Raw genomic sequence first — 18063 nt, 5'->3', positions numbered from 1 at the left:
CGCATCAATAGCTAATGAGATTGCTCACTGTAGAAGACGATCCGGTTCTGGCCGACGGATTGCGTGTCGGCCTTGGGGCCTGCGGCTGGACCGTCGAGCCGGTCGCCAGGGTCGAGGACGCTCTGGCTGCGCTCGAAAGCTCGACCTTTGACGCGGTCGTGCTGGATCTGGGCCTGCCGGATGGCGACGGCCTGGAGATCCTGCGCTTCGTACGGCGCCGAGACATGGACGTCGGCGTGGTGATCCTTTCAGCGCGCGACGATAGCCGCGATCGCATCGCGGGGCTGGACGCCGGGGCCGACGACTATGTGGGCAAGCCGTTCGATCTGGATGAACTGGCGGCGCGCCTAAGGGCGGTCCGTCGCCGTCTGTTGGGGCGTTCGCAACCGGCGCTGTCGCACGAGGGGGTGACGCTGGACCCGAAGTCGCGTCTGGCCTGGCGGGGCGAGGGCGACCTGCACTTGTCGCGGCGCGAGTTCGCCATCCTTGAAGCCCTGATGGAGCGCCCGTCGCAGGTGCTGTCGCGCAGCCAGTTGGAGGAACGCCTCTACGGTTGGCAGGAGGATATCGGCTCCAACGCCGTCGAGGTCCACATCCATCACCTGCGCGCCAAGCTGGGCGCCGACTTCATCCGCACGGTGCGCGGTCTGGGGTACAAGCTCCAATGATGTCCATCCGAACGCGGCTGTTCGCCATTCTGGCGCTGGTGACCGCCTTGGTCTGGGGCGGGGCGGTCGTCTGGGTCGAAGTTCAGACACGCAATGAGGTGCAGCGCGTGCTGGACCGACGTCTGATGGAGTCGGCCCGGATGGTGTCGTCCATGATGCAGCCGGGCAGCCTGTCGCCTGTCGTCAATGAAGAACGGGGCGGCCGTCTGGCGGCTTATGACCAGCAACTGGCCTGCCAGATATGGTCGATGCAGGGCGAGTTGATCGCACGGTCGCGAAGCGCGCCATCCGCCATGTTGGCCAGCGGCGCGGATGGATTCTCCGAACGCGTCATCAATGGCGAGCGTTGGCGCGTCTACACCGTCCATGTGCCCGAAGGCGGCTATCGTGTCATGGTCGGCGACAATCTCGCGGTCCGTGAACATCTGGTGGGCAGCGTCGTCACCGGCCTGCTGGGGCCGGCTGTTCTGGGCCTGCTGGCGCTTGGCGTTCTGATCTGGTGGTCGGTGGGGGCGGGTCTGCGGCCTATTCAGCAGATGACCCAGGCGCTCGCCAGTCGTCGAGCGGACGACCTGACGCCGGTTGATGTAGCGCCGGGCGGCAAGGACTTGCAGCCTTTCGTCTCGGCGCTGAACGACCTGATCGCCCGCGTCAGCGAAGCGCGTCGCCGAGAGACCGAGTTCACCGCCGCCGCAGCTCATGAACTGCGGACGCCGCTGGCGGGCCTGCGGGTTCAAGCGCAGATCGCGGCCAATGCGACGGATGAGGGCGTGCGCAAACACGCGCTGGAGCAGATACAGACCTCGGTCGACCGCACTGCGCGCCTTGTGACGGGGCTTCTGGCGTTGGCGCGTGAAGACGAGGCGGCTATCGAAGCCGACGATAGGCGCTGGATCGACCTGCGCGCCCTGTTCGCCAATGACGCGGATGCGCGTTTGGAAGTCCTAGATCAGGCCTTCCGGATTTACGTTCAGCCGGATCGTTTCGAGACGGCGGCCGCCAATCTGCTGGCCAATGCTCAAGCCATGGCCAGCAGCCGTATCCGTGTCGCGGTCGAAGGTCAGGGGAACGACGCCATTCTGGTGGTCGAGGACGACGGTCCCGGCGTTTCAACGGCCGATCTGGAGCGCCTGGGCCGCCGCTTCTTCCGCACCTCCGATGCGCCGGTCGGCGGCAGCGGTCTGGGCCTATCCATCGTCCTGTCGACGATGAAGGCGCATGGCGGGGCTGTGCGCTTTACGCCCTCGGCGCTGGGCGGCTTGCGGGTCGAACTGCACGGCCTGCCGATCCGGCCGGCCTGATCGAAGGTTCAGGCGGGCATTTCGATTGCAGCCACGGCCTGCGCCGCCAGGCCTTCATTGCGTCCGACGAAGCCCATTTCCTCGCTGGTGGTCGCCTTCACGCTCACGGCGTCCAGCGGCAGTTTCAGCAGGTCCGCCAGCCGCTCGCGCATGGCCAGGCGATGCGGCTTCACCTTGGGCTGCTCGCAGATCAGGGTCACATCGACATTGACGATGCGGCCGCCGCGCAGGGCCACACGCTCCGCGGCGTAGACCAGAAAGCGATCAGACGAGGCGCCCTTCCACTTGGGGTCGCTGGGCGGGAAGTGGTCGCCGATGTCGCCGTCGGCGATGGCGCCCAGAATGGCGTCGGTCAGGGCGTGCAGGCCCGCATCGGCGTCCGAATGGCCGATCAGAGTCTGGTCGTGCGGAATCTCGACCCCGCACAGCCAGGCGGAGGTGCCCGGCCCCCAGCGGTGGACGTCATAGCCCTGACCGATGCGGGTGACGGTGCGGGTGGCGGACAGGGCCTCGGCCATGGCGAAATCCTCTGGATAGGTCAGTTTCATCAGGCGCGGATCGCCCGGGATCAGTCGGACACGGCCGCCCGCGCGCTCGACCACGGCGGCCTCGTCGGTGGCGGCTTCATCGGCGGGCCAGACGGCATAGGCGTCGCGGATGGTCTTCAGGCGGAAGGCCTGCGGGGTCTGCGCGCGCCACAGGTTCTCGCGATCGACGGCGCCGACGACCATGTCCTGATCGCCTCGGCGCAGGCTGTCCGCGACAGGCAGGGCGGGCAGGGCCCCGTCGGCGCTTTCCAAACCGGCCAGAAGGCCCGCGATCACCTCAGGGCTCAAAAAGGGACGGGCGGCGTCGTGGATCAGCACCGGCTCTTCATCGGCGCCGGTCAGGGCTGACAGGCCTGCGCAGACGGATTCGGCCCGCGTGTCGCCGCCCGTGACGGCCCGCCACCCGGTCAGGCCCGCAAGGGCGGACTGAAGTTCCGATGCAGCGTCAGCGGCGATCACGACGACGACTTCGCGCGCGCCCGCCTCCAGCAAGGCCTCGACCGGCCAGCGCACGACGGGCTTGCCGGCGACGATGCGCCACTGTTTGCCGCCGCCCGCTCTGGAGCCTGAACCGGCGGCCACCACGATCGCTGAGAATCCCATGCCGGTCTTCTAGGCGTCCCGGTTCCGCTTGACGAGAGGGGCCTTCTTCGGCGCTAAGGAGCCTCATGACGACCGGGTTGCAGATTGGCGATGTGAAGATCGCAGGGCGGGTGCTGATGGCGCCCATGACCGGGATCACGGACCTGCCGTTCCGTGTGCTGGCGTCAAAGCTCGGCGCCGCCTATGTGGCGACGGAGATGGTGGCCGCGGCCGAACTGGCGCGGGCCCGTCCCGACGTTGTGCGTCGCGCCGCCGTGGGCGGGGGCCTGCCCCTGACCGTGATTCAGCTGGTCGGCGGCGATCCGGTCGCCATGGCCGAAGGCGCGCGCATGGCCGAGGCGGCGGGCGCCGACCTCATCGACCTGAATTTCGGCTGTCCGGCCAAGGAAGTCACCGGCGCCGCCTGCGGCTCGGCCCTGATGCGCACGCCGGATCAAGCCGCGCGGATCATGGAGGCGGTCGTCGGCGCCGTCAGCCGCCCGGTCAGCGTCAAGATGCGGCTGGGCTGGGACGAGAACAGCCACAACGCCGCCGATCTGGCGCGCCGGGCCGAGACTCTGGGCGTCGCCGCCGTCACGGTGCACGGCCGCACGCGCAAGCAGTTCTACACCGGCGTCGCCGACTGGGACGCCGTGGCCGAGGTCAAGCAAGTGGTCGCCATCCCGGTCATCGTCAACGGCGACATCATCACGGCGGAACAGGCGCGTGAGGCGCTGGATCGTTCAGGCGCCGACGCTCTGATGCTGGGGCGTGGGGTCTATGGACGGCCTTGGTTGGCGGCGCATCTGGAGCGCGCTCTGATCGGCGGGACTCAGCTTCAGGAACCGGATCGCGAAGAGCGTTTGGCCATCGTCATCGAGCATCTGCGGGCGTCCGCCGCCTTCTATGGCCTGCCGCTGGGGCTGAAAATGTTCCGCAAACACCTGGGCTGGTACATCGAACAGGCACCCTGGCCTGCCGATCCGCTGGAACGCCGCGCCGCCAAGGCCCGCCTATGTCGCCTGGAGACCCCCGAAGAGGTCGAGACTGCCCTGACCGACTTATGGCTAGGCGTGACGCATTTGAGCAACTTCGATGTTGAAAACAGGACACAGGTGTTCGAAGCTGTGGCCTGATGTCGGACACGCCCGTTTCCACGGTTGAGCCACAGACCCCAGAACGCTCGTTCTGGGGCCGTCTCGCCGATGGTCGCGCCCGGGCCCTGTTCGGAACGGCCTACGCCATCGCCTTTCTGATCACCGCCGCCGCCATCTGGCTGGTGGCGATCGCGCCGGGCGCTACGGCGGGCGGCGATGCGCGCACGGCGGCCAGCCAGGTCGTGCTGTTCATTCTTCTGGCCAATCTGATCCTGATCGCGGGCCTGGCGGCGGTGATCGGCGGGCGGGTTCTGCGCCTGACCCGAAATCGGAATGATCCGGGCGCGCGTCTGCACCTGCGCTTCGTCACCCTTTTCTCGCTCGTCTCGGTCGTACCGGCCGTGCTGATCGCCCTGGTGTTCGGCCTGTTGGTCAACCGAGGGGTGGATCAGTGGTTCAGCACCAATGTCCGTTCGGCGGTCGAGAATGGAGCCGAGATCGGCCGCGCCTATGTCGCCGACGTAGGCGCCGGGCTGGAGGTCGATCTGGAGACGATGGCGACTGAATTGGGCGGAGTGCGCGACCTGTTCGACAATCGGATCCAGTTCTCGCGCGCCCTGTCTCAGATCGGCGATTTCTTCGGCTATCCGGCGCTCTACATTCTGGATGACGAGGGACGCGTTCTCGCCAGCGGCGAACAGCCGGGCGCGCCGCCCTATGTCGCGCCGCCGCGTGAGGCTTTCGAAACCGTGGCCGGCGGCGAGGTGGCCCCGACGACAGTGACGGAAAACCCCGACATGGTTCGGGCGCTATATCCCTTGCCGGATTACGGCCACGCCTATCTGTATGTCGTGAGACCGCTGGCGCCGGGCCTGATCCAGCGCATGCGCAACGGCGAGGAATCCATTACCGCCTATCGCGCCGCCGAGGAAAGCCGTGCGCGCATCCAGGCGGCCTTTGCGCTCAGCTATCTGGAAACGGCCCTGCTGGTGCTGGTGGGCGCAGTCTGGTTGGCGATGTCGGCGGCCAGTTCGATCTCGGCGCCGATCGGGAGGCTGGTGAAGGCGGCGGACCAGGTGGCGGGCGGTGACCTGGACGCGCGGGTCGACAACGCCGGAGCGCCGTCCGAGATCATCGTCCTGTCCGAGGCCTTCAATCGGATGACCGAGGACATCAAGACGCAGCAGGCCGCATTGAAGACAGCCTCGGACGAGGCGCAGGGACGCAGTTTGTTCATCGAAACCGTTCTGTCAGGCGTTAGCGCGGGCGTGATCGGTCTGGACCGGATGCGTCGCATCTCGGCAATCAACGACAGCGCCAGTCAGTTGCTGGGTCTCGACCCGGAACAGGTGCAGGGCCTTCGTCTGGCCGATGTGGCGCCGGAACTGGGCGAACTGTCCGAGCGTGGCGAGGCCCATATCGAAGAAGACATCGACGTCAGCCGCGACGGCGAGGCCCTGCGTTTGCGGGTCCGCATCGAGGGCGGGCAGGGCGGCGAGATGGTGCTGACCTTCGACGACATCACCCGTCTGGTCACGGCTCAGCGCAACGCTGCCTGGCGCGACGTGGCGCGCCGCATAGCCCATGAGATCAAGAACCCTCTGACGCCGATCCAGTTGTCGGCCGAACGCCTGCGTCGCCGCTATCGCGAACGCGTGGGCGATGACGTCGAGGTGTTCGATCGCTGCACTGAGACCATCATTCGTCAGGTGGGCGACATCGGTCGAATGGTGGACGAGTTCTCTTCCTTCGCCCGTATGCCCGCCCCACGCTTCTCGATGGAGAACCCGGCTGAAATGCTGCGAGAGGCGGTGTTCGCCCAGCGTGTGGCCGTGCCTGATATCGGAGTGGATCTGGTGGAGCCGCTGCCCAGCGTCGTACTGCAATGCGACGGCCGCATGGTGGGGCAGGCCCTGGCCAATATCCTGAAGAATGCGGGCGAGGCCGTCGGCGCCAAGCGGGCGCGCGATCCCGTCACTGAAGAGGCGCTGGGCATCATCGCCAGGCTCGACATTGAGGATGAGCGCGCCGTCTTCACCATAGAGGACGACGGCGTCGGCCTGCCGGCCAAGGATCGCGACCGGCTGACTGAGCCCTATGTCACCACGCGTGAGAAGGGCACAGGCCTGGGCTTGGCCATCGTCAAGCGCATCTGCGAGGACCACGGCGGCGAGTTGCGGCTGGCCGACGCAGAAACACTATCGGGCGCGCGCGTATGCCTGATCTTCCCACTGACCCAGAACCATAAGTCCGCTCATCGCGCTTCCGGCGCGGCGAGCGTGGCGAGTTAAGCGAGGCGTCATGCGTAATACTGGTGCTGATATTCTGGTCGTTGACGACGAAGCGGACATCCGCGAACTGGTCTCGGGCCTGCTTGAGGACGAGGGCCATTCGGTCCGCACGGCGGCCAATTCGGACGAGGCGCTGGCCGCCATCCGGGCGCGCAAGCCGTCCCTGGCGGTGCTCGACATCTGGATGCAGGGCGGCGGCCTGGACGGGCTGGAACTGCTCGATGTCGTGCGCGAGCTGGATCAAGACCTGCCGGTCGTCATGATCTCGGGCCACGGCAACATCGAAACCGCCGTCAGCGCCCTGAAGCGCGGCGCCTATGACTTCATCGAAAAGCCGTTCAAGTCCGACCGGCTGGTCGTGGTGGTGGAGCGTGCCCTGGAGGCGGCCGCCCTGAAGCGTGAAAACCGACGCCTGCGCGCCCAGACGCTGACGCCCAGCGGATTGATCGGCAAGTCCGTCGCCGCTCAGACTCTGCGCAGCACCATTTCCAAGGTCGCGCCGGCCAACAGCCGCATCCTGATCTCAGGGCCGCCGGGTTCCGGCAAGGAACTGGCGGCGCGCCAAATTCATGAGGCGAGCCCGCGCGCTAAAGCCGAGTTCGTCGCCATTTCCGCCGCCGGGATGGCGCCCGAACGCCTGGATGTCGAACTGTTCGGGGAGGAAGGCGTCGATGGTCGGCCGCGCAAGATCGGCGTTTTCGAGCAAGCTCATAACGGCACCCTGTTCCTGGATGACGTCGCTGACATGCCGCGCGAAAGTCAGAGTCGCATCCTGCGCGTCCTGGTCGAGCAACGCTTCCGTCGGGTCGGCGGCGAACAGGACGTTCAGGTCGATGTGCGGGTCATCAGCTCGACCTCGCGCGATCTGCGCATCGAGATCGGCGAGGGGCGCTTCCGCGAAGATCTCTTCCACCGCCTGAACGTGGTGCCGATCCGGGTGCCGCCGCTGTCGGAGCGTCGCGAGGATATCGCCGAGTTGGTAGAGTATTTCGTGGAGAGTCTTTCGGCCTCACAAGGGTTGCCGCATCGGCGGATCGCCGACGACGCCCTGGCTGTGCTTCAGGTCCATCCCTGGCCGGGCAATGTGCGCCAGTTGCGCAACAACATCGAACGCCTGCTGATCCTGGCGACCGGCGGTCCGGACGAGCCGATCACGGCGGACATGTTGCCGCAGGAGGTGGCGTCGTCCGCCAGCCCGACATCCTTGGGCGCCGACCGCATCATCGCCCTGCCGTTGCGTGAGGCGCGCGAAGTGTTCGAGCGGGAGTATCTGTCGGCTCAGATCATGCGATTCGGCGGAAATATCTCGCGTACGGCCGCCTTCATCGGCATGGAAAGATCTGCGTTGCATCGCAAGCTTAAGTCGCTGGGCGTGTCGCCCGCACGCGGCGGAGACGAAGAAGGAGAGGGCGCCTGATGTCCAGGGTCGCCTATGTAAACGGCATCTATCAGCCGCATGGTCAGGCCGTGGTCCATATCGAGGATCGCGGGTTTCAGTTCGCCGACGGCGTCTATGAGGTCTGGTCGGTCTTCGACGGCAAGCTGGCTGACTATCAGGGCCATCTGAGCCGCTTGGCCCGCAGCCTGACTGAACTGCGGATCGACATTCCCATGTCGGCCGAGGCTCTGGGCATCGTGCTGCGTGAGACGATCCGCCGGAACCGGGTGCGCAACGGCATCGTCTACATCCAGATCACGCGCGGCACCGCGCCGCGCGACCACGCCTTCCCCAAGGACGTGGCGCCCAGCGTCATCATCACCGCCAAATCGATCGACCTGAAGAAGGGCGAGGCTCTGGCCGCCAAGGGCGCAGCCGGCGTCACGCATCCGGACATGCGCTGGGGCCGTTGCGACATCAAAACTGTGGGCTTGCTTCCTAACGCCCTGGCCAAGCAGGCGGCGCGCGAGCGCGGCGCCTATGAGGCCATTCTGTTCGATGAAATGGGCATGGTGACCGAGGGCTCCTCGACCAACGCCTGGATCATCGATGAGAACGGCAAGCTGCGGACCCGCGACACCCAGGCCAACATCCTGCGCGGCATCACCCGCGCGGCGATCCTGAAGCTGGTCGAGGCCGAGGGGATTGAGCTGGAAGAGCGCGCCTTCAGCGTTGAGGAGGCCAAGCGCGCGCGCGAGGTCTTCGTCACGGCCGCCAGCTCCTTCGTCATGCCGATCACATCGCTGGACGGAACCCGCATCGGCGACGGCAAGCCCGGCCCGGTGGCGACCCGGCTGCGCGAGATCTATCTGGAGCAGGCGCGGCGCGACGCCGTCTAGTGGTTGAGCATGTTTAAGAGCTTGTTCTCGCGTAGAGCTAGGATCGAGACCGGGGCTGAGGTCGATGCGCATGTTAGTCCGCGCGATACCGATGCGGATTGGGAGGAGATCGGACGGACCAACCCCTATTTCGGCGTGCTGGCTGATCCGCGTTTCAAGACCGAAAACCTCACCGAAGAGGCGCGAACTGAGTTTTTCCAAACAGGGGAAGGCGACGTTCGAAGCCTGATGGAGCATTTTCGTCGGCGCTATCCTGATTTTGCGCCCGCCTCCGCGCTTGATTTTGGTTGTGGCGTCGGTCGAGTGACGCGAGCGCTCGCCGCCGCCACGGGCGACGCCTTTGGCGTCGACATCTCTGAATCCATGTTGGCCGAGGCCCGGCGCACTCCGGTCGTCGGAGCGGCGTTCGGCCACGAGATGCCGGATCGCCTATTCGACTGGGTTCTGTCGGTCATCGTTTTCCAGCATATCCCTCCTGAGCGCGGCTACGCCTTGTTGAGGGAACTGATGAAGCGCCTGGCTCCAGGCGGTTTCGTCACTCTACAGTTCGCCTTGTATCGAGATCCGGCCCTGGCAGCCGCGCCTGGCGGGCGGGTGCTCATGGTCGAGGGGCTGCCGGTCATCGCCAACGACGCCGCCTTGAACGCCCTGCCCAAGGGCGAGATGGTGATGTTCGACTATGACCTGACGGTGATCGCGGCCATTCTATTTTCGGCCGGAGTGGTGGATTTCGAGCTGACCCACACGGACCATGGCGGTTTCCACGGCGCCACCCTCTATGGGCGTAGAGCGCCGGCGTGAACCCGGAACTCAAACGATTTGGGCAAAACCGTCTTCTGCTGTTGCGGCCGCGCTAGAGCCGCGTTTAAGGTCTTTCAGGTCGTACCGGCCTGCGTCGCCCTGCGGCGCGAATAACCAAGAACAGGATCAACCTGCCATGTCGCAAGACAAACGACAGAACCTCCAGGACACCTTCCTGAACAGCGTCCGCAAGACGAAGACCCCGCTGACCATCTTCCTGGTGAACGGCGTCAAGCTTCAGGGCATCGTCACCTGGTTCGATAACTTCTGTGTGCTGCTGCGTCGCGATGGCCAATCGCAGCTGGTCTACAAGCACGCCATCTCGACCATCATGCCGTCCGCGCCCGTGCAGTTGTACGAGCCCGACGCCGAAGAAGACTGATTGACCTCCAAACTCATTGACCACGCCGTCCCGCTGATCCGGGCCGTCGTCATTCACCCTGACCGCCGCGGCGACAATGCGCGCCACGCGACCGAACGCCTGGAAGAGGCCGTGGGCCTGGCCCAGGCGCTGGACCTCGACGTGCGGGCGCAGGAGATCGTGCGTCTGCGCTCCGTCACGCCCGCCACCCTGATCGGGCGGGGCAAGCTGGAAGAGATTTCAGCCCTGATCCTGGCCGCCGACGCTGAAGCGGTCGTCGTCGACGATCAGCTGACGCCGGTGCAGCAACGCAACCTGGAACGTTTCTGGGACATCAAGGTCATCGACCGCACCGGTCTGATCCTGGAGATCTTCGGCCGCCGCGCCCGCACCCGGGAAGGGCGCCTGCAGGTCGAACTGGCGCGGCTGGAATACGAACGCTCTCGCCTGGTTCGCACCTGGACCCACCTGGAGCGCCAGCGTGGCGGCACGGGCGGCACGGGCGGTCCCGGCGAAACCCAGATCGAGCTGGACAGGCGGATGATCGCCGACCGCATCGTTCGCCTGAAGGCCGAACTGGAAGAGGTGCGTCGTACGCGCGGCCTGCACCGCAAGGCGCGCAAACAGGTTCCATTCCCGTCGGTCGCCCTGGTCGGCTACACCAATGCTGGCAAGTCGACGCTGTTCAACCGGCTGACCGGGGCCGAGGTGATGGCCAAGGATCTGCTGTTCGCGACCCTGGACACGACCCAGCGCACCATCCGCCTGCCGCAGGGACGCCCGGCCATCATCGCCGACACCGTGGGCTTCGTCTCGGACCTGCCGCACGAACTGGTCGAGAGTTTCCGCGCCACGCTTGAAGAGGTCGGCGAGGCCGATCTGATCCTGCATGTGCGCGACATCGCCTCGCCCGACAGCACCGCCCAGGCCAAGGACGTCGAGGCGGTGCTGGAGCAGATTCCGACGCCCGAGGGCAAGACGCGCCGCATCCTCGAAGTCTGGAACAAGATCGACCTGCTGGAGCCCGAAACCCGCGAAGCTGTGGTCGGCCAGGCCGAACGCCTGGCGCGCGAAGGACAGGCCGTGGCCGTCTCCGCCTGGACCGGCGAGGGGATCGAGACCCTGCGCGAGATCATCGCGGGCCTGATCGACGATGATCCTGAGACGCATCTGACGGTCGAGCCGCATCGCGGCGACCTGCTGGCCTGGCTCTACGCCAACGGCCGGGTGACGGGGCGCGAGACGGATAATGAGGGCCGGGTCCACCTGACGGTTCGCCTCCATCCCGCCGCGCTGGGGCGGCTCGAACGGCTGTATCCGGACGTGATCGACTGATCCTGTCATGCATCTGATCGAGACCATCCTCTTCCTGCTGTTGGCCGTGGTGCTGTCGGGATGGGTGGCTCGCATCACGCGCATAGCCCTGCCTCTGGTGCAGATCGCCCTGGGGGCGGGGGTGGTGCTGATCACGGGGCAGTCGGTTGATCTGAAGCCGGATGTCTTCTTCCTGTTGTTCCTGCCGCCGCTGCTGTTCGTGGACGGCTGGCGCATCCCCAAGGAGGCCCTGTTTCGGGACAAGGTGGTGATCCTGGAGCTGGCGCTGGGGCTGGTGGTCTTCACCGTCGTCGGCCTGGGCTTCCTGATCCACTGGATGATCCCGGCCATGCCGCTGGCCGTAGCCTTCGCCTTGGCGGCGATCCTGTCGCCTACGGACCCGATTGCGGTGCAGGCCATCGCCGGGCGCGCGCCGATCCCCAAGCGGCTGATGCACATACTGGAAGGCGAGTCGCTGCTGAATGATGCGACGGGCCTGACCTGCATGCGGATCGCCGTTATTGCGGCGACGACCGGCGCCTTTTCCCTGAGCAGCGCTTTCGGAACCTTCGCCTGGCTGGCGCTGGCGGGCGTGGCGGTGGGCATCGCCGTCACTTTGGCCATCGGCCTGGTGAAGGCCTTCATCAGCCGCCGCTGGGGCGAGGACGTCGGCGGCCAGATCCTGATCAGTCTCCTGATGCCGTTCGCGGCCTATCTGGCGGCGGAAGCCGTCCACGCCTCGGGCATTCTGGCGGCGGTGGCCGCCGGCGTGACCATGAGCTTCACCGAGCGCCAGGGTTCAGCGCTGGCCGCCACGCGTATCCGCCGCGCCGTGGTCTGGGATACGGTGCAGTTCGTCGCCAACGGCCTGATCTTCGTCATCCTGGGCGAGCAGATGCCGTCCATCATGGCCCGCGCGGCGGAGGTGATCCGGACCACCCAGCATAGCGAGGTCTGGTGGCTGGCCGTCTATGTCTTGGCGATCGTCGCCGCTCTCGCCGTATTGCGTTTTGTCTGGGTGTGGACATCGCTGAAGCTGACCCTGTTTCGCCGCAAGGGCCGCAGCGCGCCGCCCAAGGTCGGCTTGAGGCTGGTGGCGGTCATGTCGCTGGCCGGGGTGCGCGGCGCGATCACCCTGGCGGGCATATTGACGCTGCCCTTCTATCTGGCGGACGGCTCGGCCATGCCGGCGCGGAATCTGGCGATCTTCCTGGCGGCGGGAGTGATCATCGTCTCCCTGGTGCTGGCGACAGTCGCCTTGCCGCGTCTGCTGAAGGGCGTGCAGCTTCCGCCCGAGGACGATCATCAAGCCGAAGAAAGCCGGTCCCGCGTCGCCGCCGCCTGGGCCGCCATTCGCGCTATCGAGGACGCTCAGCACGCCATGGCCGAGGGCAAGCTTGACCCTGACTTCTACGCCGAGACGGCGACACGGGTGATGGAAGTCTATCGCCACCGCATCGACATGCGGGCCAACATGGAGGCTGACGCCGTTGTCCAGGCCCGCCGCGCCGATGAGATCGAACGCCGTCTCCGCCTGATCGGTCTTGTCGCTGAACGTGAGGAACTGGTGCGCCTGGGTCGCCAGCGGCTGATCGATGAAGAGACAGCGCGCAAGCTGATCCGCGAGATCGACCTGCAGGAACTGCGCTACGTCTAGGCGGCGTCTGTGATCCAGGCGGCCAGGTCCGCGTAGCTGTCGAACACTTGATGTGCTCCGGCCAGCTTGAGGCGCTCGGGGTGATCGCCGCGAATATGGCCGCCTGCGCACAGGCCGACCACGGTCATGCCCGCCGCGGCGCCCGCCAGGACGCCGGTCGGGCTGTCCTCGATCACCAGAGTGCGTTGCGGCGCCGCCTTCATGGCGTCGGCGGCGTACAGGAACAGGTCGGGATGCGGCTTGCCCCGGCTCACATGAACCGCGGCGCTGAAGATCGGTCCGGCGAAGGCGTCGTGGGCGCCGAAGCAGCGCAGGCCCAACTCGATCCAGTCGGGCGGACTCGACGAGGCGATGCAGCGCCGTTCGTCTCGCCCAGCCAGGAAGGCGTCGAAGCCCGCGACGGCTGTCAGGTCACGTTGGGCGCGATCGTGGCAGCGGCGCGTCCATTCATCCTGCACGCCGAGCGGGCAGGGCGCGCCCAGCCGTTCGGCGATGATGGGCTCGCAGTCCAGCCATCGCTTGCCCAGATAGGTCGCCAGGGCGTCGTCCAGCGTAGTCGGCAGGCCGATCTCGCTGAGCAGTTCGGCCATCACCGCATTGTTCAGAAGCTCGCTGTCGGCGATGACCCCGTCATAGTCGAAGATGATGAGGTCGAACGGCCCCCGGTTCACGCCCGCTCGGCCGCCTTGGCGGCGTCCCACAGGGCGTCCATCTCGGGCAGGTCGGACTGTTCCGGCGTGCGGCCGTCCTTCTTCAGTTCGGCCTCGATGAATTCGAAACGGCGCACGAATTTGGCGTTGGCGGCACGCAGGGCGTCTTCCGGTTCGACCTCCAGCTTGCGGGCCAGATTGGCGACGACGAACAGCAGGTCGCCCAGCTCCTCGCGCGCCTTCTCCTTGTCGCCGGCGGCGATCTCGACGCGCAGTTCCTCGACCTCTTCGGCCAGCTTGTCGAAGACCTCGTCGGTCGAGGGCCAGTCGAAGCCGACGCGGCCTGCGCGCTTGGTCAGCTTGGCCGCGCGTGTCAGGGCGGGCAGACCGACCGGCACGTCGTCCAGCACGCCATGCTGTTCCTTGGCCTTGCGCTCGGCGGCCTTGATATCTTCCCAGCGCGCCTTCTGGGCCGGGCCGCTGGCCTTGGCGGCCTCGTCGCCAAAGACGTGCGGGTGGCGGCGAACCAGCTTGTCCGCCATGGCCTCGGCCACGTCCTCCAGCCGGAAATGCCCGGCCTCTTCAGCCATGCGCGAGTGGAAGACCACCTGGAACAGCAGATCGCCCAGTTCGACCCTCAGCTCGTCCATGTCGCCGCGCTCGATGGCGTCGGCGACCTCATAGGCTTCCTCAATCGTATAGGGAGCGATCGTCTGGAAGGTCTGCTCCATGTCCCAGGGACAGCCGCCGTTCGGATCGCGCAGGCGAACCATGATGTCCTTCAGGCGGTCGACGGGGTGGGTCATTCAGGCGTGTCCGGCGTCTCTTTGCGCCAGGGCGGCGCGGATTTCGTCATGCCGCTGCGGCGTCAGGGGATAGCCCTTCAGCACCCAGGCGGTGGCCGCCAATAGCAGGCCCGGCACGGCGATGAACAGGATCTGCAGGACCAGCAGCGAGAACTCGCTGTTCCCCTCCGGCCCCGGCAGGGCCTTGAACCCGACCAGCGGCAGGATGGCGTAGGGGATCAGGGCGAAGACGTGACCCATCTTGGTCGTGGCCGACAGGATGGAGAACATCAGGCCGGTGCGGTCCACGCCGGTCTCCAGCCGCACCTCGTCGCCGGCGTCCGCCATCATGGCGCGCAACAGGAACAAGCCCGCCGCATAGGGCAGGCCGGCGATGAACATGGCGACCGCCGTCAGGGCGAAGTTGCCGCCGGGAACCAGGGTCGCGCCGACGTAGAAAACGGCGAAGATCAGGCTGGCCACGGCCAGGGCGCGGTCCTTGCCGATCTTGGTCGCCAGCCAGGCCCAGATGGGCGCCCCCACCAGGCCGGCCATGAAGTAGATCAGCATGAACAGCGACGCCTGGGTGTGGTCGTAGCCCTTGATCTGACCGAAGAAGAAGAACAGCAACGACCCGGTGATGCCCGGCGCGATGCCCAGCAATAGGTCGGCGATCAGCAGCTTGCGCACCGTCTTCATCTTGAACAGGGCCAGGTAGGCGCTCGGCCCGCCGTGCGGTGCGGCGCCCGCGTTGACTGGCTCGGGGACGGCGACCATGGCCAGGCCGATGGTCAGCGGCAGGGCGATGATGATGGCCCAGCCCATGATGCGAACGCCGTCGACGTAGTTTCCCAGGCCCGTCTTCACCACGATGGTCGGCAGGATCAGGATCAGGATCACGCCGATGATGTTGAACACCTGCCACCAGCCGTAGACGCGACTGCGCTGGTCGTACTGCGGCGCCAGCACGGCGGCCCAGCCCAACTGGCCCAGGGTTCCCATCGAAAAGCCGAGGTAGAGCACCAGCAGCCAGGCGAACAGATAGACCGGCCCGGCGCCCGGCTGGACCGTCACGAACATCATCAGCGCCGCCAGCATCAGGATCGGCGTCGCCACCGCCATCCACGGGCGATAGCGGCCCAGACGCGTGCGCGTCTTGTCCATGCCCCAGCCGATGAAGGGGTCGAACACGATGTCAATCAGCCGCACGGCCATGAAGACAGCGGCCACCATGCCCATCTCCATGCCGACATGGGTGGCGTAGAATTCCGGCAGAGTGACCGGCAGGGCCACGCCGAAGGCCGCCAGCGGCAGGCACGGGCCTGAGAAGGCGGCCAGGATGGCGTTGGATCGGCGCGGCGCGTCGGGCGCGGCGATGGCGGACGAAGGCGCGGCGGTTGCGGTCATGCGGTCACGGCCCGATCACGGCGCGAGTCGGCCGCAACCGTCACCATGCAGGTTTTCGACGCAGGCGCGAAGACCGCGCGGGAGCTTGCGGCGACTCTCATCCTGGGGCCTGCTGCGGTCATGTGGAAAGCGCCCGCTTCTCTCTTCGCCGCCCTGACCGTCGCCGCCTTAGCCGGGCAGGCGCGCGCCGAGGCGCCCGAACCGATTCCGACGGCGCAAATCTGCGACCGGACGCCTGGCGCATGGGACGACACGGCCGAGGCGAACGCCATATCGCTCTATGCCTTGGAGTGGACGCCGTTCGGGCCTTCGGAACTGGGTTGGGAAGCTTATGTGCCGCTGATGCAGCAAGAGGTCGGCTCGCCCTGCGATCCGACGTCAGCGGGTTTCGCCGAGGCCCTGGCGACGTTTCAGGCGCGCTATGGCCTGGCCGCCAGCGGACGGTTCGACCAAGCGACTTTCAAGGTGTTGCGCGGGCTGTGGCAAGAGCGACGGCCCTTCGTCATGGCGCGGGTGAGGGGCGAATGCCCCGATCCGCCGCCCGTCGGCGACCTGGCGTATCTGACCACAGGCGAAGAACACGCCGAACGCCTGACGCGGCTGCTGCGCCGCGACGTACTGGACGCCTATCGCGCCATGGCGGCGGCGGCGCGCGCCGAGGTTCCCGAGATCGCTGCAGAACCGGAGCTGTTGCGCGTCTTCTCCTCCTTCCGCGATCCTGAGGCTGATGCAGCGCGATGCGCCCGCGACGGCAATTGTGACGGCCTGCGTCGCGCCGCCTGCTCGCCGCACCGCACCGGCACGGCCGTCGACCTATATGTCGGCCACCTGCAAGGCATGGGGGTCGATTCCACCGACGTTCACAGCCGTCGCCACATGAGCCAGACCCCGACCTATCGCTGGCTGGTCAAGAACGCCGGGCGGTTCGGCTTCGTGCCCTACGTCTATGAGCCCTGGCATTGGGAGTGGGTCGGTCGATGATCCGCCTCCTGGCGCATGGCGAAGCGGCGCTGGCGCGCGAGGTGTTCGGGCGCGATCTGCGGCTGGACGACATCCGCTTCCTGGGCTCGCCCTGGCCGTTCGACCGGGCGTTCGTACCGGGACGCTGGTTCGGGCGCGACTGGATCGTCTGGCCCAAGGCGACCCTGGCGTCGGATTTGTCGCAGGCGCCGCTGCGGACCCAGGCGGTCTTCATTCACGAACTGGTTCACGTCTGGCAGGCCCAGAACGGCGTCAACCTGCTGACCGGAAAGCTGAAGGCGGGCGACGGGCCGGGCGCCTACGCCTATCCGGTGGATGAACGCTGCGAGTGGATCGGCCTGAACATCGAACAGCAGGCCATGGTGGTTGAGCATCGCTTTCTGCAGTCGAGGGGCGCGCGGGTTCCGGCCGATCCGGCCTTCTATCAGCGCATCTGTCCGATCGGCATGGCGGATTTTTGAAACGAGGCTCTTGTAGAGCTGCATGAGAACCTTAAATCAGATACTGATGCAGTTGCTATATGAGCGTCATATTTCACTCTCCCTGGACCCGTAACGCCCAAGAAGCTGCACGGTTAATATCATGCGCCAGCCAGCACTCTTTTTTGGTCACGGCTCCCCCATGAACGCCTTGGGCGGTCCCTTCGCGGACGCCTGGCGCGCGCTGGGAGAGGAGATCGGCAAGCCGAAAGGCGTCGTCATGGTCTCGGCTCACTGGGAGACGCGCGGGTTGGGCGTGACGGCGCAGGCACGACCAGAAACCATCCATGATTTCGGGGGCTTTCCGCCTGAACTTCACGCCATGCAGTATCCTGCGCCCGGCTCGCCCGCTCTTGCGGACCGGGTAGCGGAGCTGAGCGGCGCGGTTCAGACGACGCAGTGGGGACTGGATCACGGAACCTGGTCCGTGCTGGCTCATGTCTGGCCGGACGCTGACGTGCCCGTGGTGCAGTTGTCGCTGGATCGCACCATCGACGCCCGCGCGCATTATGAACTGGCCAAGCGCCTGCGTCCCTTGCGAGAGGAGGGCGTGATCGTCGCCGGTTCGGGCGACTTCGTGCACAATCTGCGGACGTGGAAACGGGCGGGCGGCGAACCCTATGACTGGGCCGTCGACTTCAACGAGGCGGTCAAGCGCGCCTTCACGGCGGGCGACCATGACGCCCTGATCGACTGGGTGCATCTGGCCGAGCAGGCGCAGCTCAGCGTGCCGACGGACGAGCATTATCTGCCGCTGCTCTATGTGGCCGCCCAGCAGGCGCCGGGCGAACCCTTGAGCTTCTTCAACGACGTGATCGAGGGCGGCTCGATCTCGATGACGGGCGTCCGGATCGGCTGACCGGA

17 protein-coding genes are annotated in these 18063 nt (G+C 66.5%); 13 read left to right on the top strand and 4 right to left on the bottom strand.

What is annotated here, in order from left to right:
- Window positions 1-14: 14 nt before the first annotated feature.
- A complete protein-coding gene (locus FGL25_RS07850; protein ID WP_003164854.1) occupies window positions 15-668 on the top strand; it encodes a response regulator in 654 nt (217 codons plus the stop codon).
- Window positions 668-1969 carry an ATP-binding protein gene (locus tag FGL25_RS07845; protein WP_252970086.1) on the top strand — a complete coding sequence of 434 codons (1302 nt, stop codon included), beginning with the start codon at window positions 668-670 and terminating at the stop codon, window positions 1967-1969. The genes FGL25_RS07850 and FGL25_RS07845 overlap by 1 nt, the downstream gene beginning before the upstream one ends.
- 8 nt (window positions 1970-1977) lie before the next feature.
- Here FGL25_RS07845 and FGL25_RS07840 read toward each other — a convergent pair whose 3' ends face one another.
- The gene (locus FGL25_RS07840) at window positions 1978-3120 is read right to left on the bottom strand and encodes a bifunctional 2-C-methyl-D-erythritol 4-phosphate cytidylyltransferase/2-C-methyl-D-erythritol 2,4-cyclodiphosphate synthase (RefSeq protein ID WP_138141383.1); all 1143 of its coding nucleotides are present in this window, start codon (window positions 3118-3120) and stop codon (window positions 1978-1980) included.
- Between the two features lie 65 nt (window positions 3121-3185).
- On the opposite strand from FGL25_RS07840, the gene dusB reads away from it, so the two are divergent.
- From dusB to FGL25_RS07800, 8 genes are all read left to right on the top strand, one after another.
- On the top strand, window positions 3186-4235 hold the full coding sequence (gene dusB / locus FGL25_RS07835; protein WP_112999794.1) for a tRNA dihydrouridine synthase DusB: 1050 nt from the start codon (window positions 3186-3188) through the stop codon (window positions 4233-4235).
- Window positions 4235-6487 carry a sensor histidine kinase NtrY-like gene (locus FGL25_RS07830; RefSeq protein WP_138141382.1) on the top strand — a complete coding sequence of 751 codons (2253 nt, stop codon included), beginning with the start codon at window positions 4235-4237 and terminating at the stop codon, window positions 6485-6487. The genes dusB and FGL25_RS07830 overlap by 1 nt, the downstream gene beginning before the upstream one ends.
- Before the next feature lie 10 nt (window positions 6488-6497).
- The gene (gene ntrX / locus FGL25_RS07825; protein WP_003164859.1) at window positions 6498-7904 is read left to right on the top strand and encodes a nitrogen assimilation response regulator NtrX; all 1407 of its coding nucleotides are present in this window, start codon (window positions 6498-6500) and stop codon (window positions 7902-7904) included.
- A complete protein-coding gene (locus tag FGL25_RS07820; RefSeq protein WP_138141381.1) occupies window positions 7904-8764 on the top strand; it encodes a D-amino-acid transaminase in 861 nt (286 codons plus the stop codon). The genes ntrX and FGL25_RS07820 overlap by 1 nt, the downstream gene beginning before the upstream one ends.
- A gap of 9 nt (window positions 8765-8773) precedes the next feature.
- Window positions 8774-9565, top strand: a complete 792-nt coding sequence (locus FGL25_RS07815) for a class I SAM-dependent methyltransferase (protein ID WP_138141380.1) — start codon at window positions 8774-8776, stop codon at window positions 9563-9565.
- Between the two features lie 136 nt (window positions 9566-9701).
- On the top strand, window positions 9702-9947 hold the full coding sequence (gene hfq / locus FGL25_RS07810; RefSeq protein WP_003164861.1) for an RNA chaperone Hfq: 246 nt from the start codon (window positions 9702-9704) through the stop codon (window positions 9945-9947).
- A complete protein-coding gene (gene hflX / locus FGL25_RS07805) occupies window positions 9948-11261 on the top strand; it encodes a GTPase HflX (RefSeq protein WP_138141379.1) in 1314 nt (437 codons plus the stop codon).
- 7 nt (window positions 11262-11268) lie between these two features.
- Complete coding sequence (locus tag FGL25_RS07800) at window positions 11269-12897, top strand: Na+/H+ antiporter (protein WP_003164862.1); 1629 nt, start codon at window positions 11269-11271, stop codon at window positions 12895-12897.
- On the opposite strand, the gene FGL25_RS07795 is transcribed toward FGL25_RS07800, so the two are convergent.
- From FGL25_RS07795 to FGL25_RS07785, 3 genes are read right to left on the bottom strand one after another with little or no spacing between them, the layout of a single operon-like run.
- On the bottom strand, window positions 12894-13568 hold the full coding sequence (locus FGL25_RS07795) for an HAD family hydrolase (RefSeq protein WP_128720054.1): 675 nt from the start codon (window positions 13566-13568) through the stop codon (window positions 12894-12896). The two genes, FGL25_RS07800 and FGL25_RS07795, sit on opposite strands and share 4 nt — an antisense overlap.
- Window positions 13565-14353, bottom strand: coding sequence for a nucleoside triphosphate pyrophosphohydrolase (gene mazG, locus FGL25_RS07790; RefSeq protein WP_138141378.1), 789 nt, complete (start codon window positions 14351-14353; stop codon window positions 13565-13567). Before mazG ends, FGL25_RS07795 begins: the two co-directional genes overlap by 4 nt.
- Complete coding sequence (locus tag FGL25_RS07785; RefSeq protein ID WP_138141377.1) at window positions 14354-15739, bottom strand: MFS transporter; 1386 nt, start codon at window positions 15737-15739, stop codon at window positions 14354-14356.
- A 45-nt stretch (window positions 15740-15784) separates the two neighbouring features.
- On the opposite strand from FGL25_RS07785, the gene FGL25_RS07780 reads away from it, so the two are divergent.
- The 3 genes from FGL25_RS07780 to ygiD all read left to right on the top strand — a co-directional run bounded on the left by FGL25_RS07780 (window position 15785) and on the right by ygiD (window position 18058).
- Window positions 15785-16720: a M15 family metallopeptidase gene (locus tag FGL25_RS07780; protein WP_252970085.1), complete on the top strand. Its 936-nt coding sequence runs from the start codon at window positions 15785-15787 to the stop codon at window positions 16718-16720.
- Window positions 16717-17181, top strand: a complete 465-nt coding sequence (locus tag FGL25_RS07775) for a hypothetical protein (protein WP_138141376.1) — start codon at window positions 16717-16719, stop codon at window positions 17179-17181. The genes FGL25_RS07780 and FGL25_RS07775 overlap by 4 nt, the downstream gene beginning before the upstream one ends.
- A gap of 121 nt (window positions 17182-17302) precedes the next feature.
- Window positions 17303-18058: a 4,5-DOPA-extradiol-dioxygenase gene (gene ygiD, locus FGL25_RS07770; protein ID WP_138141375.1), complete on the top strand. Its 756-nt coding sequence runs from the start codon at window positions 17303-17305 to the stop codon at window positions 18056-18058.
- Window positions 18059-18063: the final 5 nt, after the last annotated feature.

It is taken from the genome of Brevundimonas vancanneytii, from assembly GCF_901421975.1.
Lineage (GTDB): Bacteria > Pseudomonadota > Alphaproteobacteria > Caulobacterales > Caulobacteraceae > Brevundimonas > Brevundimonas diminuta.
This window is presented reverse-complemented; position numbering and strand designations above follow the sequence as displayed.

Excerpts from the sequence above, each read along its gene's own strand:
- FGL25_RS07850 (WP_003164854.1), top strand. The coding sequence starts at position 15 with ATGAGATTGCTCACTGTAGAAGACGATCCGGTTCTGGCCGACGGATTG.
- FGL25_RS07845 (WP_252970086.1), top strand. The coding sequence starts at position 668 with ATGTCCATCCGAACGCGGCTGTTCGCCATTCTGGCGCTGGTGACCGCC.
- FGL25_RS07840 (WP_138141383.1), bottom strand. The coding sequence starts at position 3,120 with ATGGGATTCTCAGCGATCGTGGTGGCCGCCGGTTCAGGCTCCAGAGCG.
- dusB (WP_112999794.1), top strand. The coding sequence starts at position 3,186 with ATGACGACCGGGTTGCAGATTGGCGATGTGAAGATCGCAGGGCGGGTG.
- FGL25_RS07830 (WP_138141382.1), top strand. The coding sequence starts at position 4,235 with ATGTCGGACACGCCCGTTTCCACGGTTGAGCCACAGACCCCAGAACGC.
- ntrX (WP_003164859.1), top strand. The coding sequence starts at position 6,498 with ATGCGTAATACTGGTGCTGATATTCTGGTCGTTGACGACGAAGCGGAC.
- FGL25_RS07820 (WP_138141381.1), top strand. The coding sequence starts at position 7,904 with ATGTCCAGGGTCGCCTATGTAAACGGCATCTATCAGCCGCATGGTCAG.
- FGL25_RS07815 (WP_138141380.1), top strand. The coding sequence starts at position 8,774 with ATGTTTAAGAGCTTGTTCTCGCGTAGAGCTAGGATCGAGACCGGGGCT.
- hfq (WP_003164861.1), top strand. The coding sequence starts at position 9,702 with ATGTCGCAAGACAAACGACAGAACCTCCAGGACACCTTCCTGAACAGC.
- FGL25_RS07800 (WP_003164862.1), top strand. The coding sequence starts at position 11,269 with ATGCATCTGATCGAGACCATCCTCTTCCTGCTGTTGGCCGTGGTGCTG.
- mazG (WP_138141378.1), bottom strand. The coding sequence starts at position 14,353 with ATGACCCACCCCGTCGACCGCCTGAAGGACATCATGGTTCGCCTGCGC.
- FGL25_RS07785 (WP_138141377.1), bottom strand. The coding sequence starts at position 15,739 with ATGACCGCAACCGCCGCGCCTTCGTCCGCCATCGCCGCGCCCGACGCG.
- FGL25_RS07780 (WP_252970085.1), top strand. The coding sequence starts at position 15,785 with ATGCAGGTTTTCGACGCAGGCGCGAAGACCGCGCGGGAGCTTGCGGCG.
- FGL25_RS07775 (WP_138141376.1), top strand. The coding sequence starts at position 16,717 with ATGATCCGCCTCCTGGCGCATGGCGAAGCGGCGCTGGCGCGCGAGGTG.
- ygiD (WP_138141375.1), top strand. The coding sequence starts at position 17,303 with ATGCGCCAGCCAGCACTCTTTTTTGGTCACGGCTCCCCCATGAACGCC.